Here is a 15223-nt window from a genome sequence, read left to right as displayed (position 1 = left end):
CCTTTTGCCTTGAACTATCATGTTACACTGATAACAATATAACTAAAGCGCAAGAGGAGGATTTTGTGGGGACGGGACAGGAACTCTGGAACAAGGCCAAACGGCTGATACCGGGCGGAAATATGCTGCTGTCGAAGCGCCCGGAAATGTTCCTGCCCGAGCAATGGCCGGCCTATTTCAGCAAAGCAAAGGGCTGCCGGATCTGGGATCTTGATGGGCGTGAACTGATCGACATGACGATCATGGGCGTAGGGGCCAATACGCTCGGCTATGGGGATGAGCGGGTCGATGCGGCCGTGGTCACCACCGTGATGCGGGGCAATATGTCGACGCTCAACGCGCCCGAGGAGGTGGAGCTGGCCGAGCGACTGGTGGAGCTGCATCCGTGGGCCGATATGGCGCGCTTTGCGCGCACGGGCGGTGAAGCAAATGCGGTGGCCATTCGCATAGCGCGAGCGGCTTCGGGGCGGGATGGCGTTGCCATTTGTGGCTATCATGGCTGGCACGATTGGTATCTGGCGTCCAATCTCGGGGAAGACAATAGCCTTGCGGGGCATCTCTTGCCCGGGCTCGACCCGCAGGGTGTGCCGCGAAACCTGCGCGGGACCGTCTTTCCGTTTGGCTTCAATGATATTGCGGCGCTTGAGGCGCTGATCGCGACCGGGAAGATCGGCGTGATCATGATGGAGGTGGCGCGGACTTTTGATCCGTCACCGGACTTTCTCAAGAAGGTGCGCGAGCTGGCGACGGCTAATGGCATCGTGCTGATTTTTGACGAGTGCACATCCGGGTTTCGGCAGAGTTTTGGTGGGCTGCACAAGCTTTATGGTGTCGATCCCGACATGGCCGTGTTCGGCAAGGCGCTGGGCAACGGCTATGCGGTGACGGCCGTGATCGGGCGGCGCGAGGTGATGGAAGCGGCGCAGAACAGTTTTATCAGCTCGACCTTCTGGACCGAGCGGATTGGCTCGGCGGCGGCGCTGGCAACGCTTGATGTGATGGCGCAGACCCAGTCCTGGGAGGTTATTACCGGGATTGGTCGGGACGTCACCCGGCGTTGGCGGGAGCTGGCGGCAAAACATGGGCTCGATATTTCGACGTCGGGCCTGCCGGCGCTGACCGGCTTTGCCTTCAAGGGGCCGAATGCTGCTGCCTACAAGACGCTGATCAGCCAGGAAATGCTCGACAAGGGTTATCTTGCAGCGACCAGCGTTTACACGTCGGTCGCCCATACGCCTGAGATCGTCGATGGTTATTTCGATGCGCTCGATCCCGTCTTCGCCCTTATCGCTGAATGCGAGGCGGGACGGGATGTCGGTTCGCTTTTGCGTGGCCCGGTGTGCCACGCTGGTTTCAAACGTCTCAACTAGGACTTGTTATGACTCTCGTTCTCAAGGCCCGGCCGGTGGATGCCGCGGCGCTCGCTCCGTATGCCACCGTGCTTCACGCCGCAGATGGAAAGGCGCGGGCTTTTCCCGAGGTGATGGAAAAGGGCGACGTGCCGGGCGCGCATGCCTTTACCATTCTCTGCCCCAAGCCGGTGGAGGGGGCGGTGAGGGTTGCTGCACTCGAGCGGCATCCGCATTCGACGCAGAGTTTTGTGCCCATCAAGGCGGGGCGGTGGCTTGTGCTGGTGGTGCCCAAGACGGCGAGCGGGGAGCCGGATTTGGGTGGGGCGCTAGCCTTTGTCGCCGGGCCTGAGGATGCGATCTGCATCGGGCAGGATGTGTGGCATGCGGGGCTGACGGTTTTCGATCAAGCGGCGCAGTTCGGCATGATCATGTGGAAGGCCGAGAGCGCCGAGGATGGGGTGTTGTGGCAGCTTGCTGAGGCGGTTGAGGTTGAGATTTAGGGGGCGCTTCGCCGCGGGGTCATTCCCGCGAAAGCGGGAATCTCTGTTGGACAGAAAGATTCCCGCTTTCGCGGGAATGACGCGGTGGGGAACGGGATGCCGGTGTGCTCCGAACGGAGTTAGCCGCGCCGGCCTTCCGAGCGGCTTTTGAGCATGCGCAAGAGGGGCTGGTAGTGGTCCACTACAGCCTTGCGATAGGCGTCGCCGTCGCCTGATCGTGCGGCGGCGTACATGTCGCTGTGGGCTTTGGCGGTTTGGCGCAGATCGGCCGGCAGGGCCAGATCAAGGCGCGGAAGCACCGCGGTATGAATATCCCAGAAGGCGGCGACCAACTGGCCGGCGAGCTGGTTCTTGAGCGGCGCAAGCAGCCTCGTGTGGAACTGGCGGTCTTCGTAGAGGAAGGCCTTGCCGTTTTCGGCGCTGGTCAGCATTTGCTCGACGAGACGGGGGATTTCTTCGTCGACCTGGCCCGAATGGGCTTCCACCACATCGTCCGTCAGCGCGAGATCGAGGGATCGGCGCAGGTCGACCACGTCGCGCAGGGCTGCGAGATCGTCGCCGGGCGAGAGCACGCCGCGAAACACCAGGGTTTCGACCAGTGGGGCCAGACTCATCTGGCCGACGACGGTGCCGGTGCCGTGGCGGACTTCGACGATGTCGAGGGTGGCGAGGGTGCGGATGGCTTCGCGCACCGAGGACCGCGAGACCCCCAGCTCCTGGCAGAGCTCGGTTTCGGTTGGGATCGGGTCGCCCGGATGCAGGCCCCGCAATAGAATCAGGCGCTTGATCTCTTCGGCGGTGGTGCTGCGACGCATCCGAGATTCATTGCTGGTCAGCTCGGCAGGACCGTTCATCCCCGATTCCTTTACTTGTCGCCCAACGGGCTGCGCCGCAGTTTTGGCGGTTTGGCCCGGCGAAACAAGAGGGGTTGCGCAGGGCGTCGTTAATCTCTAGAAGACATCAGACGTCTGATGTCAACTGGAGGGTCGTAATCATGCGTGTTAAGGGTTTTGGAATTTCACGGCGTGCACTTTGCCTTGCGGCAGGTGCCTTTGCGTCCATGTGGATGCTGGGAGCCAATGCTTATGCTCAGGACGTGCCGGAAGGCATTGATCCCGATGCGACGATCCAGGCAGCGATTGCCTATGGTCTTTCGGGTACGTTCGACCCGATGAGCGCCTCGGGCGCCGTTACCGTCGGGGTCAACTGGCACCTGTTCGAAGGTCTTGTGGACCTCGATCCGGTGACCCGCGAGCCTTACGCGGCTCTGGCTGCGGAAATGCCGGTCAGCGAAGATGGGCTGACCTATACGATCAAGCTGCGCGATGGCGCGGTTTTCCACGATGGTACGCCGGTGACGGCCGATGACGTGGTGTTCTCGTTCGAGCGCGTGCTCGACCCCGAATCCAAGTCGCTGTTCCGCTCGTTCGTGGCCTTTGTGGACACGGTCGAGCCGGTGTCGGCCGATACGGTCAAAATCACCACGAAATTCCCGTTCTCGCTGTTCAACGAGCGTCTGGGTTCGGTGAAAATCGTGCCGAAGGCTGCGGTCGAGGCGGATGCTGATGCCTTTGGCAAGCAGCCGATTGGTTCGGGTCCCTACAAGCTGGTGTCGGCAACGCCGGAAGCGCAGATCGTTTTCGAGCGCAATGATGCCTATACCGGTCCGCGCCCGGCGCTGGCCAAGGACATGGTCTGGAACCTGATTGCCGACCCCAGTGCGCGCGTCAATGCGCTCTCTTCGGGCACGGTGATGGCTATCGAAGACGTGCCCTATATCGACGTCGACGCCGTGGCGGCCACCTCGACGCTTGAGAAGGCGCAGTCCTTCGGTCTGCTGTTTGCGATGTTCAACACGCAGGCTGAGCCGTTCGACGACGTCCGCGTGCGTCAGGCGTTCTTCTATGCGCTCGACATGGACAAGATCATCGGCACGGGCATGCTCGACAATGCGGTGGCAGCAACCTCGTTCCTGCCGGCCACGCATCCGAACTACCATGAGGCCGCGGTGGTCTATGGCTATGATCCGGAAAAGGCCAAGGCGCTGCTCGCGGAAGCTGGTACGCCGACGCTCGACATCACGCTGATGAGCACGGATCATGGCTGGGTGAAGGACGTGGCGCCGATCATCAAGGAATCCCTTGATCAGGTCGGGTTCAATACGACGCTCGATATCGGGCAGTCGGGCGGCCAATATGGCAAGGTCGATGCCGGCGAAATGCAGGTGATGATTGCCCCGGGTGATCCGTCGGTGTTCGGCAACGACCCCGATATCCTGATGCAGTGGTGGTATGGCGACAATGTCTGGCCGACCACGCGTTACCGCTGGGCGGAAAGCGAAGGCTACAAGGCGCTGACCGCGCTTCTCTCGGAGGCGCAGCGCCTGTCGGGTGATGAGCAGCAAGCCAAGTGGAACGAAGCCTTCGACCTGCTTTCGCAAGAAGTGCCGCTCTATCCGCTGCTGCACCGCCAGCTGCCGACGGCATGGAATGCCGACGAGCTTGAAGGCTTTGCGCCAGTGCCGACCACCGGCCTTTCCTTCCTCGGTGTTGGTGTCAAGGAATAGGCGCCAAACTGCCTGGGCGCCGGTTGTTCTCCCCCGGTGCCCAGGCGGCCTCCTCCAGCTTTTTTAACGCATGTCCCTGGCCCGAAACCGGTGTCCACTTTTGGGAGACATGCTTTTTGCGAGCGAGCCCAAGATGTCAAAAGTGCTCAACTTGATCGGGCGGCGCCTTGTGCAATTGCCGCTCATGATCCTCGGGATCACCTTTCTCGTTTTCTTCGTCATGTCGTTTTCGAAAATCGACCCGGCCATTACCGCTTTGGGCGAGGGAGCTTCCATCGAGGCGCGGCAGGAATATCGGCTCGAACATGGGCTCGATGATCCGCTTCTTACTCGCTATGTGCGCTTTGTGACGGGGCTGGCTCATTTCGATCTCGGGACTTATTCGGCGCGGCAGTTGCCTGTGATCGACGAGGTCGTGCGGGCCTTTCCGGTGACGCTGCAGCTGACCTTTCTCGGGCTGATCTTTGCGGTTGTGGGGTCGCTGGTGTTGGGCGTCGTCGCGGCCATTTATCGCGATCGCTGGCCGGACCAGGTGATCCGGGTGCTCTCTATCGCCTCGCTCTCGACGCCGTCGTTCTGGCTGGCGGTGCTGCTGATCCAGCTGCTGGGCAACAAGGTCGGGATTTTTTCCATGTTGCCGACTTCGGGCAAGCTGCCGGTTCTTACCGAGGACTTTGGCGGCTGGTTTTATCGCATGTTGCTGCCGGCGGTGGCGCTGGCTGTGCCGGTGATCGGGCAGCTTTCGCGCGTGGTGCGGACCGCGGTCGTCGAAGAACTGGACCGGGACTATGTGCGCACGGCGCTGGGGGCGGGCATTCCGCGCTATGTCGTTGTCGGACGCAATGTGCTGCGCAATGCGCTGATTACTCCGATCACCGTGCTGGGTCTTAGGATCGGCTACCTCATGGGTGGCGCGGTGGTGATCGAGATCATCTTCAATATCAATGGGATGGGCATGCTGATCATGAACGGCGTGACGAATAACGAGCCCAATCTGGTGCAGGGCGTGACCCTCACCGTGGCCCTCGCCTTTGTCGTGATCAATGTCGTCGTCGACCTGCTCTACGTGCTGGTCAACCCGCGCATCAGGACGATCTGATGATCAGGACCGAAACTACGCAAAAACTCTCCGTGCCGGGCATGCGGCTTGCAGGTCTGCGGCATCTGTCGATGACTTCCAAAATTGCGTTGGGCCTGCTGGTCGCGGTCGCGCTGATGGCGGTATTCGCGCCTGTCATCGCGCCATTCGATCCGCTGGCGACGGGGCTGACGCGCGGTCCGGCGGCGCCGGATGCGGTGCATTGGTTCGGGACGGACCGGCAGGGGCGCGATGTGTTTTCGCGGCTCGTGCATGGCGCGGGTTCTTCGCTGGTGATCGGGCTGGCGGCGACAGGTGTGGCGCTGCTGGCGGCTTCCGTGCTGGGCGCCATTACGGCCACGGCGCACAAGTGGGTCGCCGAAGTGCTGATGCGCGGCCTCGACATGGTCATGTCGTTTCCGGGCATTGCGCTGGCAGTGATGCTGGTGACGGTGTTTGGGCAGTCGCTGCCGGTACTCGTCCTGACCATCGCCTTTCTCTATACGCCGCAGCTTACGCGCGTCATTCGCGCCAATATCATCGGGCAGTTCGGCGAGGATTATGTTGCGGCCGTGCGGGTTATGGGGGCTTCGACCCCGCGCATCTTGATCCGGCATGTGGCGCGCAATTGCCTGGCACCGATCCTGGTCTTTGCCACCGTACTGGTGGCCGATGCGATCGTGTTTGAAGCGTCTCTGTCGTTCATTCAGGCCGGTGTGCCTGATCCTGAGCCCTCCTGGGGCAATGTTATGGCTTCTGGCCGGCAATTGGTGATGTCGGGCGGTTGGTGGCCGACGCTGTTTGCTGGTGCCCTGATCACCGCGACGGTTCTGGCGCTGAATATTCTGGCTGAGGGCATGACGGACGCCATGGCGGCGCCGCGCAGTCGTACGCAGGTTAACGCTGCAGCTGTCGAGGCGGCGATCGATCGGGCGGAAGCGCCAAAGGTTGGGGCATCTGCAGCGCCGGTGGTTTCGCTGGAAGAGCGGCTGGCACAGTTGCGCAGCGTGGAGAGAACGCGCACGGATCGGCTGGTTTATGCCGGTGGACAGGCGCCGCTGCTGGAAGTGCGCAATCTCAGCATCGCTTTTCCGCGGCATGGCTCGGTCAATGTGGTGGACGACGTTTCGTTCAGCGTGCGGCCGGGTGAAACCATGGCGCTGGTGGGCGAGTCTGGGTGCGGCAAGTCGATTACTTCGCTTGCCATCATGGGGCTGCTCGATCCGCGCGCGAAAATCTCAGGCGAAATCCTGTTTGAGGGGCAGAACCTGCTCACCATGACCGAGCGGCAGCGCAATGGGCTGCGCGGCAAGGGCATTGCCATGATCTATCAGGATGCCCTGTCGTCGCTGAACCCGGCCATGCTGATCCGCTCGCAGATGAAGCAGCTGACGTCGCGGGGCGGGACGCGCAGTGCGGAGGACTTGCTGGAGCTGGTTGGGCTCGATCCCAAGCGGACGCTGAATTCCTATCCGCATGAGCTTTCGGGCGGGCAGCGGCAGCGTGTGCTGATCGCGATGGCGCTGACGCGGAATCCCAAGCTGGTCATTGCCGACGAGCCGACGACGGCGCTCGATGTGACGGTGCAGAAACAGGTGGTGGAACTGCTCAATCGGCTGCGTGAAGAGCTGGGTTTTGCCATGCTGTTCGTGTCGCATGACCTGGCGCTGGTGGCCGAAATCTCGCACCACATTGCGGTGATGTATGCGGGCCAATTGGTGGAGCAGGGCAGCAGCCGTGATGTGCTCACCCAGCCGATCCATGAATATACGCGGGGCCTGCTCGGCGCGGTACTCAGCATCGAGGCAGGGGCGTCGCGCCTGCATCAGATTAGAGGCGTGGTACCCTCGCCGCGCGAGTTCCCCAAGGGGGATCGGTTTGCGCCGCGTTCGTCTGATCCCAAGCGCAATGCCGGGGTGGTGCCGGTGATGCGGCAGGTGGCGGGGACATCGCACTTCTATGCCGCCCATCCTGAAGACGAAGCTGTTGCAGCGCTGGAGGCAGGCCGATGAGCACGCCCGTTATTGAACTGCGCGAGGTCTCTGTCGATTTTCGCACTCGTTCGTCGCTCTTCAAGCCACAGGTTTTGCGCGGCGTGGATACCGTTTCGCTCTCGGTGCGCCGGGGGCAGACGCTGGGGATTGTTGGCGAGTCCGGATCGGGCAAGTCGACGGCGGCAAAGGTGCTGGTCGGGCTGATCGAACCGAGCGCCGGACAGGTGCTGTTCGGCGGGGAAGTTGTTCGCCGCTTTGATGCGGCGACGCGGAAGCGCATTGGCCGGGTTGTGTCGGTGGTGTTTCAAGACCCGGCGACGGCGCTCAATGCGCGCATGCTGGTGCGCGATGCGCTGACTGATCCCCTGGAAGTGCATGGCATTGGCGATGCGGCCAGCCGGCGGGCGCGGGTGGCGGAGCTTGTGGGACTGGTGGGCCTGCCGCAATCGGTGCTCGATGCCATTCCAGCCCAGCTTTCAGGCGGGCAGAGACAGCGTGTCGCCATTGCCCGGGCACTGGCGCTGGAGCCCGAGATTATCGTCGCAGACGAACCGACTTCGGCGCTCGACGTTTCGGTGCGGGCGCAGATCCTCAACCTGCTGCAGGACCTCAAGCGCGAGCTGGGGCTGGGCATGGTGTTCATCTCCCATGACATCCAGACCGTCCGCTATATCGCCGACGATATTGCGGTGATGCGGCACGGCAAGGTCGTCGAATTCGGACCGGGCAGCCAGGTCCTTTCCAATCCTTCGCAGGACTATACGCGCACGTTGCTCGAAGCGGCGCCGAGCCTGTTGCAGGCGCAGACAACTCACTCCCAACCCTCATCTCTCTCGATCTGAGACCTAGAAAGACCATGACCAAGCACATCTATCAGGGCATCATTCCCCCCATCGTCACGCCGCTCAATGCCGATGGCAGCATCAATTATGGTGACCTCGAAAAGCTCGTCGAGCATCTGATCGTCTCGGGCGTCGATGGTATTTTTGCGCTGGGATCGACGGGGCAGGTGGCCTATCTCACCGATGCCGACCGCGTGGCCATTGTGAAGGCCGTCAGCAAGGCGGCGGCGGGGCGGGTGCCGGTGATTGCCGGGGCCATCGACTTGACGGCGGCGCGCATTGCCGAGGGCGCACGGGCGCTGGTGGCGGCAGGGGCCGATGCTATCGTCGCGACGGCGCCGGTCTACACGATCAATGACGAGGCCGAGGTGGCCGACCATTTCCGCCTGATCCGCGCCGGTATCGATGTGCCGCTCTTTGCCTATGACATTCCGGTGCGCGTGCATCGCAAGCTCTCGGCCAAGCTCCTGGTTGAGCTGGGCAAGGAAGGGGTCATTGTCGGGGTGAAGGATTCCTCGGGCGACGATGTCGGCTTCCGCCGGCTGATTGCCATGAACGAGGCGGCGGGCCATCCGCTGGCGCTGTTTACCGGCCACGAAGTGGTCGTGGACGCCATGGCGCTGATCGGGGCCGATGGTGCCGTGCCGGGCCTCGCCAATGTCGATGCCGGCGCCTATGTCCGCCTTTGGGCGGCAGCAAAGGCGGGCAAGATCGACGAAGCCATTGCCGAGCAGGATTATCTCAATCGCCTGTTCGAGATCGTCTTCTGCTCGACCGGACGGTCGGGTGACGCGGCGGGGGTTGGCGCCTTCAAGGCGGCAATGGCCGAAGTGGGCCTTCTGAGTTCGGCGACGATGACAGCGCCGATCAAGCCGCTCGATGGGGCGACCATCGACAAGATTCGCGCCATCGTGAAGGATGTCGGCCTCAAGAATCGGGCTGCGTGAGAGGCGTTGAGATGAGTGTGCTGCAACGGCTGAAAGGCGGCCTCGTCGCTTCGTGCCAACCCGTGGACGACGGTCCCATGGACCGGCCAGAGATCGTTGCAGCCATGGCCCAGGCGGCCGTGGCCGGCGGGGCGGTCGGACTGCGCATTGAAGGGGTCGACAATCTGCGTGCCGTGCGGCCGCTGGTCGATGTACCTATCATCGGCATCGTCAAGACCGACCTTGCCGATAGCCCCGTGCGGATCACGGTGACGGTGGAAGATGCTTTGGCGCTGGCTGATGCCGGCGCCGATATCATCGCCTATGACGCGACGCCCCGCGCGCGAACCAACGCGCGGGAAGAGGTATTGGCGGCCATTCTTGCGCAGGGCCGATTGGCGATGGCCGATTGCGCTGCGCTGGAAGACGGGCAGGCTGCTCTTCTGGGCGGCGCATCGGTGCTCGGCTCGACCCTTTCCGGCTACACGGCTGAGACAGAGGGCCGGCATGAGGGGCCGGATTTTGAACTGATCGCCGCCTTCAAGGCGCTGGGCGGCTTCGTCATGGCGGAGGGGCGGATCAATACGCCTGACCTGGCGGCGCGGGCTCTGGCAGCGGGTGCTGATGCAGTTACGGTGGGCAGCGCGTTGACGCGGCTCGAGCATGTCACCGGGTGGTTCGCCGCGGCCGTTCGGGGCGCCAAATGAGCGTTTCGGGTTTTGCGGTTGACCTTGGCGGCACCAAGACGGCGGCGGCTCGGATCGAGGACGGGCAGGTTGTGGCCCGGCTTCAGACGTCTACTGATGCCGGCGCGGCTATGGACGTGCAGGTCGAGGTGATCGCCGGCCTCCTCGCCGAGCTCGGCTATGGTCACGGCGAACCCCTGGGCGTTGCCGTGACGGGGCGTGTCGACCGGCAAGGGGATTGGCACGCCATCAATACCGGGACCCTGCGGGGGATCAGCGCCGCACCCCTCGGCGCCACGTTGCGCCGCCGGTTTGGTCATCGGACGCATTGCGTCAATGATGCCGCTGCCGCGGCCTTGGCCGAAGCGCGGTTGGGGGCAGGGCGCGGGACCTACAATTTTGCCTACTTGACGGTTTCGACTGGCGTTGGCGGAGGGCTGGTTCTGGGCGGCAGGCTGATCGACAGCGGCAATGGCCTGGCCGGGCATGTCGGCTTTGCCGGGAGCCGTCTTGGCGATCAGCGTTGTGGCTCGGGGCGCCTGGGAACCGTGGAGAGCGTGGCGGGCGGACGGGCGATCGCGGCGGCGGCGGGACTGCCCGATGCGCGCTCGGTTTTCGAACATGGTGGCTTTGATGGCATCGTGGATCGGTCTGCTGCCGCCATCGCTGGCTTGATTGGCGATCTTACCGCGATCCTGGGACTGGACCGCGTGGCAGTCGGCGGCAGTATTGGACTGGCGCCGGGCTACCTGCCGCGTGTGCTCCGGCATCTTGAGGATGAACCGGCGCTTTTCCGCCCAGAGGTTGTGCCGGCCGAACTGAACCATGACAGCGGACTGGTTGGTGCGCTGCTGATCGCTCAAGAGGCGTCGGCGGGCTGATGCCCTCTCCAGTGGCCTGACCCGGTCGCTAACCGCACGATCCGAAGACACAAAATAGTGAAGAGGCCGGCCGGTGTCGGGGTTTCAAATTCCCGAGAAATCAACGGCTTGACTATTTGTATCGATTTCAAATTGAACTTTTTCTTTCGGATCGGACCAAGGTCTGATCGGCAGGCGACCAACGTCAATTTCGGCTTGGCGCCTTTTGTCTGAATATTGGTGCGACCATCGTGAATAGAACGCTTCGACTGGCTCGGCTCTAATTGCACTTGAGGGGGCAAGGAGAGCGAAATGACGCATCAGTTTATCCATAGAAGCGATTTCCCTTTGTCATTGAAAAGACTGGCGGATCGGTCGATTGCCTCAGGGCGGATGCGTGAATTCTCGCAGGGCGAGACGATATACGAGTCGGGCATGAACGACATCGTCGGCTATGTCGTTTCGGGGGCAGTCAAGCTGGTAACGTTCCTGCCCGATGGCCGGTCCAATATTATCGGAGTCATCGAAGCGCCCGGTTTTTTCGGACGTATCTTTGGCGTGGCCACCGAATTTACCATTGAGGCGGCGAGTTGTGTGATTGTTGCTTGTTTCGAGCGTTCGGCTTTCGAAGCGCAACTGGTCGCGGACCCCGAACTCGAACACTTCATTCACATGGAAAACCTCCACCAGCTCGACGAAGCGCATGAGCGCATTCTCGTCCTGGCCTGCACGAGTGTCATCGAACGCGTATCGACCTTCATGATGCTGAAACTGCTGGCCGGTTCGGATCAGGATCGCAAGGCGGGCATCGTCCATGTGCCGATCAATCGGCGCGACTTTGCCGCCTATCTCGCGACCACCGAGGAGAGCGTCAGTCGCTCCATTCAGGCCCTGGTCCGCAGAGGGACCATTGCCGTGATCAACAGCGCCAATTTCCGCATCCTGCGGCGAGCCGACCTGATTGCGATCTCGCGCCAGGATGAGGAGCATCTCATTGAAATGGTGCGCAGCCGCGGAAAGAAAACGACGGAATCGGCGATGTCGCTTGAGCGCACGGATGGGTATGGACGCGCCGGCTTGCCGGCATCCCAGGCGGCGTCGTGGGTGTGATCGTTGGAGCGGAATCTGCAGCGCGTCGCGATCTCAGGGGTTCGCTTCCTGCGCTTTAGCTCTTTGTTTCCACGCATGTCTTGTTCCGAAGCCGGCGACGATTCTCGGGAGATATGCTGCAGCGCTTTGGGAGGTCGACATGGCGATACTCGTCACCGGCGGGGCCGGATATATCGGAAGCCACATGGTGCTCAACCTCGCCGATGCCGGCGAGACGGTCGTGGTGCTCGACAATCTCGTGACCGGCTTTGACTGGGCGATCGACAGCAGGGCGATCTTCGTGCGGGGCGATGCGGGGGATATCGCACTGGTCGGGCGGCTGATCGAGGAACACGACATTTCCGAGATCGTGCACTTTGCCGGCTCCATCGTGGTGCCGGAATCCGTGGTCGATCCGCTCAAATATTACGCCAATAATACGGCGACATCCCGCAACCTGATCGATGCGGCGGTGCGCGGCGGCATCAAGCATTTCATCTTTTCCTCGACGGCCGCGGTCTACGGCATGACAGGGCTCGAGCCGGTGGTCGAGACAAGCCCGCTCAACCCCATGTCGCCCTATGGGCGTTCAAAACTCATGACGGAATGGATGCTGGCCGACGTGGCGGCCGCCCATCCCATGACCTTCGGTGTCTTGCGCTATTTCAACGTGGCCGGTGGCGATCCGGGCATGCGTACGGGGCAGTCGACGCCACATGCGAGCCACCTGATCAAGGTGGCCTGCCAGACGGCCTTGGGGCAGCGGGACCACATGGATATCTTCGGGACCGATTTCGACACGCCGGACGGAACGGGCGTGCGTGACTATATCCACGTCACCGATCTTATCGCCGCGCATGCCTTGCTGCTGAAGCATTTGCGAGCGGGGATGGAAAGCAGCACCATCAATTGCGCCTATGGGCAGGGGTACTCGGTGCGCCAGGTGATCGACGCGGTGCGCGAGATTTCCGGCGTTCCCTTCCGGGTCAATGAAGCGCCACGACGTGCGGGCGATCCGGCCTCGGTGACCGCAACCGGACAAAAGGCGCGCATGCTGCTGGGCTGGGTGCCGCGGCTCAACGATCTCTATACGATTGTCGATACGGCTTTTGCCTGGGAACGGCATCTGATGCTGCGTAACCGCTGAGGCATAGCCTCGGCGTTTCCGCGGCTTCAGCGCCGGTCACGAGCGGGCGTCTGCCTGCTCCTGGCTCAGTCGGGAGGCGATGACGACCTCAACGCGGTTGCGTGCCTTGAGCTTGAGCATGAGGCCGGTCATGTAGTGTTTGACGGTCTTTTCGCTGATGTGGAGCGCGGCTGCGATCTCGCGATTGGTCCGGGCCTGCATGAGGTGGCCAACGATCTGCTTTTCGCGCACATTGAGGCGGACGGCCTCGTCCAGTGCCTGTCGGCGCGCCCGGTCGCGGAGGCCATTCATGACTTGGCTGGCATATTGGCGGGTGACGAACATCTGGTCTGCCATGACGGTATCGATGGCTTCGAGAAGTTCGGAAGAGGGGCTGCCCTTGAGGGCAAAGCCGGTGGCGCCGGCATCGAGCGCCTTGAGCGCGGATTCGATGCTGCAATAGGCGGTGAAGACAACAACCTTGGTATCCGGGGCAGTCGCCCCGATCTGGGCAATGGTCCGGAAAACGTCGCCCGGCATGCTCAGATCCATGATGATGACATCAGGGGAAAGGGTCCTGACCAGTTCCATGCTGGCATCGGCGCTGTCGGCTTGACCGACGATCTCGTGCCGATCGCTACCGGAGAACAGTGAGACCATGCCAGCAAGCAAAACCGGATGGTCATCGGCGATGGCGACTCTGATTGCTTTCCTCATTGCACAAAAGCAGTACTTGCCTGCAACCCCCGTTTTCCTCGTACTTCGGAGCCTACGACTTTATTAATGACCGGTAAATTCCCTTTATTTGTGAGTTTGCAAATGTGATTAACCCGAATGTCAGTAGTACTTACTCTTCACGGAAGGCGCGGGAAATCTGATCGGTGAAGGGTTTGACGAAATAGGCGATGGCGACCTGTTCCTGGGTCTGGACGAAGACCTCCACCGGCATGCCGGGAATGAGCCCGCGGTTGCCGAGCACCGAAAGGTCGCCGGTGACACTGGCCTCGGCGACATAGTAGCTCTGCCCGCTCTGCGGATCGCTGGTGGCGGCCGCAGAGACGCGTGAGACCACGGCGGGGATTTCCGGTGTCGTGCGTTGGTCGAAGGCGCTGAAGCGGAGTTTTATTTCCTGGCCGGGCAGGATCTGGTCGATATCGTTGATGGCGACGCGGAACTCGATCGAGAGATCGGCATCGTCGGGCACGATGGTGAGCAGGCGTTCGGCCGAGCCGATGACACCGCCCAGGGTGGTCACGGCCAGCTCGTTGACCGAACCACTCACCGGGGCGCGGATCAGGGTTCTGTCCAGGCGATCCTCGATCGCCACGAGGCGGTCGTTCAGCTCGGCAATGTTGGCCGTTACGGTGCGCAGCTCGCGTTGGGCCTCGGTATAGGCAACATCATCGATCGCCAGGATCTGCAGATTGATTTCGCTGATGCGGGCGGTGGAGCGGGCTATGCTGGCGGTCAGCTCGCCCTGGGAGCCAAGCATGCGCGCCAGTTCGCGATCGGCGGAATTGAGGCGGGTGGCTTCGATCAGGCCCTTTTCGGAGAGCGCGCCCATGCGGTCGCGTTCCTCGCGCGCAAGTGCAAGTTCGTCGGCGAGGGCGGTGGCCTGGAACTGCAGGCCGCCGATTTCCTCCTCCAATTGCGACACTTGCAGCTGGAGCTGTTCGCGCTGGGACTCGCGGTTCCGGGTCGTGCTTTCGAACAGCTGCTGTTCGCCGTGCAGGATCAGGATGGCATCGGGATAGGTCGAGAGGAAATCGAGCGGAAACGAGATTTCCCCGGCAGCGTCGCGCTCGGCGATCAGCCTTGCCTGCCGCGCCGACAGTTCGGCCAGCTGGCCCATGATGATCGAGCGCTCGGTGCGGATCTGCACGTCGTCGAGACGCAGCAGGACTTCTCCGGCATCGACATGCTGGCCCTTGTGGACGTTGATGGCCTGGATTACCCCGCCATCGGGATGCTGGATGATCTTGACGTTTTCGGCGACCAGCACGGTACCGCTGGAGATAACAGCGCCCGACAGCTTGGCCGTGGCGGCCCAGCCGCCAATGCCGGCGAGGAGCAGAATGGCTGCGATACTGCCGGTTATCACACGTCCACGCAGCGAGAAGTCCGAACTCTTGACCTTGCTATGCGTCGGGTTGGCACGAGGATAGGGTGCCGCCATGTCCATGGAACTCATCTGTTTACTCCGG

At 62.2% G+C, this 15223-nt stretch carries 15 protein-coding genes; 11 read left to right on the top strand and 4 right to left on the bottom strand.

Annotated features, from left to right (window positions below; genetic code table 11):
* Nucleotides 1-65: 65 nt before the first annotated feature.
* Both NVV77_RS17355 and NVV77_RS17350 read left to right on the top strand, forming a co-directional pair.
* Nucleotides 66-1370 (top strand): aminotransferase class III-fold pyridoxal phosphate-dependent enzyme, encoded by a 1305-nt coding sequence (locus tag NVV77_RS17355; RefSeq protein ID WP_295415212.1) that lies wholly within the window; start codon nucleotides 66-68, stop codon nucleotides 1368-1370.
* Nucleotides 1371-1378: 8 nt separating this feature from the next.
* Nucleotides 1379-1852, top strand: coding sequence for an ureidoglycolate lyase (locus NVV77_RS17350; RefSeq protein ID WP_295415211.1), 474 nt, complete (start codon nucleotides 1379-1381; stop codon nucleotides 1850-1852).
* Between the two features lie 119 nt (nucleotides 1853-1971).
* On the opposite strand, the gene NVV77_RS17345 is transcribed toward NVV77_RS17350, so the two are convergent.
* On the bottom strand, nucleotides 1972-2706 hold the full coding sequence (locus tag NVV77_RS17345) for a GntR family transcriptional regulator (RefSeq protein ID WP_295415210.1): 735 nt from the start codon (nucleotides 2704-2706) through the stop codon (nucleotides 1972-1974).
* A 206-nt stretch (nucleotides 2707-2912) separates the two neighbouring features.
* Here NVV77_RS17345 and NVV77_RS17340 point away from each other — a divergent pair, with 206 nt between their 5' ends.
* The 7 genes from NVV77_RS17340 to NVV77_RS17310 all read left to right on the top strand — a co-directional run bounded on the left by NVV77_RS17340 (nucleotide 2913) and on the right by NVV77_RS17310 (nucleotide 10825).
* Complete coding sequence (locus tag NVV77_RS17340) at nucleotides 2913-4418, top strand: ABC transporter substrate-binding protein (RefSeq protein WP_295415209.1); 1506 nt, start codon at nucleotides 2913-2915, stop codon at nucleotides 4416-4418.
* A 133-nt stretch (nucleotides 4419-4551) separates the two neighbouring features.
* Entirely contained in the window at nucleotides 4552-5517 is a 966-nt protein-coding gene (locus tag NVV77_RS17335) for an ABC transporter permease (protein WP_295415208.1), read from the top strand.
* A complete protein-coding gene (locus NVV77_RS17330; RefSeq protein ID WP_295415207.1) occupies nucleotides 5517-7508 on the top strand; it encodes a dipeptide/oligopeptide/nickel ABC transporter permease/ATP-binding protein in 1992 nt (663 codons plus the stop codon). Before NVV77_RS17335 ends, NVV77_RS17330 begins: the two co-directional genes overlap by 1 nt.
* On the top strand, nucleotides 7505-8332 hold the full coding sequence (locus NVV77_RS17325) for an ABC transporter ATP-binding protein (RefSeq protein ID WP_295415206.1): 828 nt from the start codon (nucleotides 7505-7507) through the stop codon (nucleotides 8330-8332). The genes NVV77_RS17330 and NVV77_RS17325 overlap by 4 nt, the downstream gene beginning before the upstream one ends.
* Before the next feature lie 14 nt (nucleotides 8333-8346).
* The gene (locus NVV77_RS17320; RefSeq protein WP_295415205.1) at nucleotides 8347-9279 is read left to right on the top strand and encodes a dihydrodipicolinate synthase family protein; all 933 of its coding nucleotides are present in this window, start codon (nucleotides 8347-8349) and stop codon (nucleotides 9277-9279) included.
* An 11-nt stretch (nucleotides 9280-9290) separates the two neighbouring features.
* Complete coding sequence (locus NVV77_RS17315) at nucleotides 9291-9965, top strand: putative N-acetylmannosamine-6-phosphate 2-epimerase (RefSeq protein ID WP_295415204.1); 675 nt, start codon at nucleotides 9291-9293, stop codon at nucleotides 9963-9965.
* Entirely contained in the window at nucleotides 9962-10825 is an 864-nt protein-coding gene (locus NVV77_RS17310) for an ROK family protein (protein ID WP_295415203.1), read from the top strand. Before NVV77_RS17315 ends, NVV77_RS17310 begins: the two co-directional genes overlap by 4 nt.
* Nucleotides 10826-10909: 84 nt before the next feature.
* Here the strand turns inward: NVV77_RS17310 and NVV77_RS17305 are convergent, their stop codons facing one another.
* Complete coding sequence (locus tag NVV77_RS17305; protein ID WP_295415202.1) at nucleotides 10910-11137, bottom strand: hypothetical protein; 228 nt, start codon at nucleotides 11135-11137, stop codon at nucleotides 10910-10912.
* Between NVV77_RS17305 and NVV77_RS17300 the strand changes: the two genes are divergently transcribed.
* Together NVV77_RS17300 and galE are read left to right on the top strand one after the other, a co-directional pair.
* The gene (locus NVV77_RS17300) at nucleotides 11117-11914 is read left to right on the top strand and encodes a Crp/Fnr family transcriptional regulator (RefSeq protein WP_367178646.1); all 798 of its coding nucleotides are present in this window, start codon (nucleotides 11117-11119) and stop codon (nucleotides 11912-11914) included. The genes NVV77_RS17305 and NVV77_RS17300 overlap by 21 nt on opposite strands.
* 139 nt (nucleotides 11915-12053) lie before the next feature.
* Nucleotides 12054-13040, top strand: a complete 987-nt coding sequence (galE, locus tag NVV77_RS17295) for a UDP-glucose 4-epimerase GalE (protein ID WP_295415200.1) — start codon at nucleotides 12054-12056, stop codon at nucleotides 13038-13040.
* 36 nt (nucleotides 13041-13076) lie between these two features.
* Here galE and NVV77_RS17290 read toward each other — a convergent pair whose 3' ends face one another.
* Nucleotides 13077-13736, bottom strand: a complete 660-nt coding sequence (locus NVV77_RS17290) for a response regulator transcription factor (RefSeq protein ID WP_295415199.1) — start codon at nucleotides 13734-13736, stop codon at nucleotides 13077-13079.
* A 130-nt stretch (nucleotides 13737-13866) separates the two neighbouring features.
* Entirely contained in the window at nucleotides 13867-15210 is a 1344-nt protein-coding gene (locus tag NVV77_RS17285) for an HlyD family type I secretion periplasmic adaptor subunit (protein ID WP_295415198.1), read from the bottom strand.
* Nucleotides 15211-15223 lie beyond the last annotated feature (13 nt).

The organism is Devosia sp., assembly GCF_024707125.1.
Lineage (GTDB): Bacteria > Pseudomonadota > Alphaproteobacteria > Rhizobiales > Devosiaceae > Devosia.
This window is presented reverse-complemented; position numbering and strand designations above follow the sequence as displayed.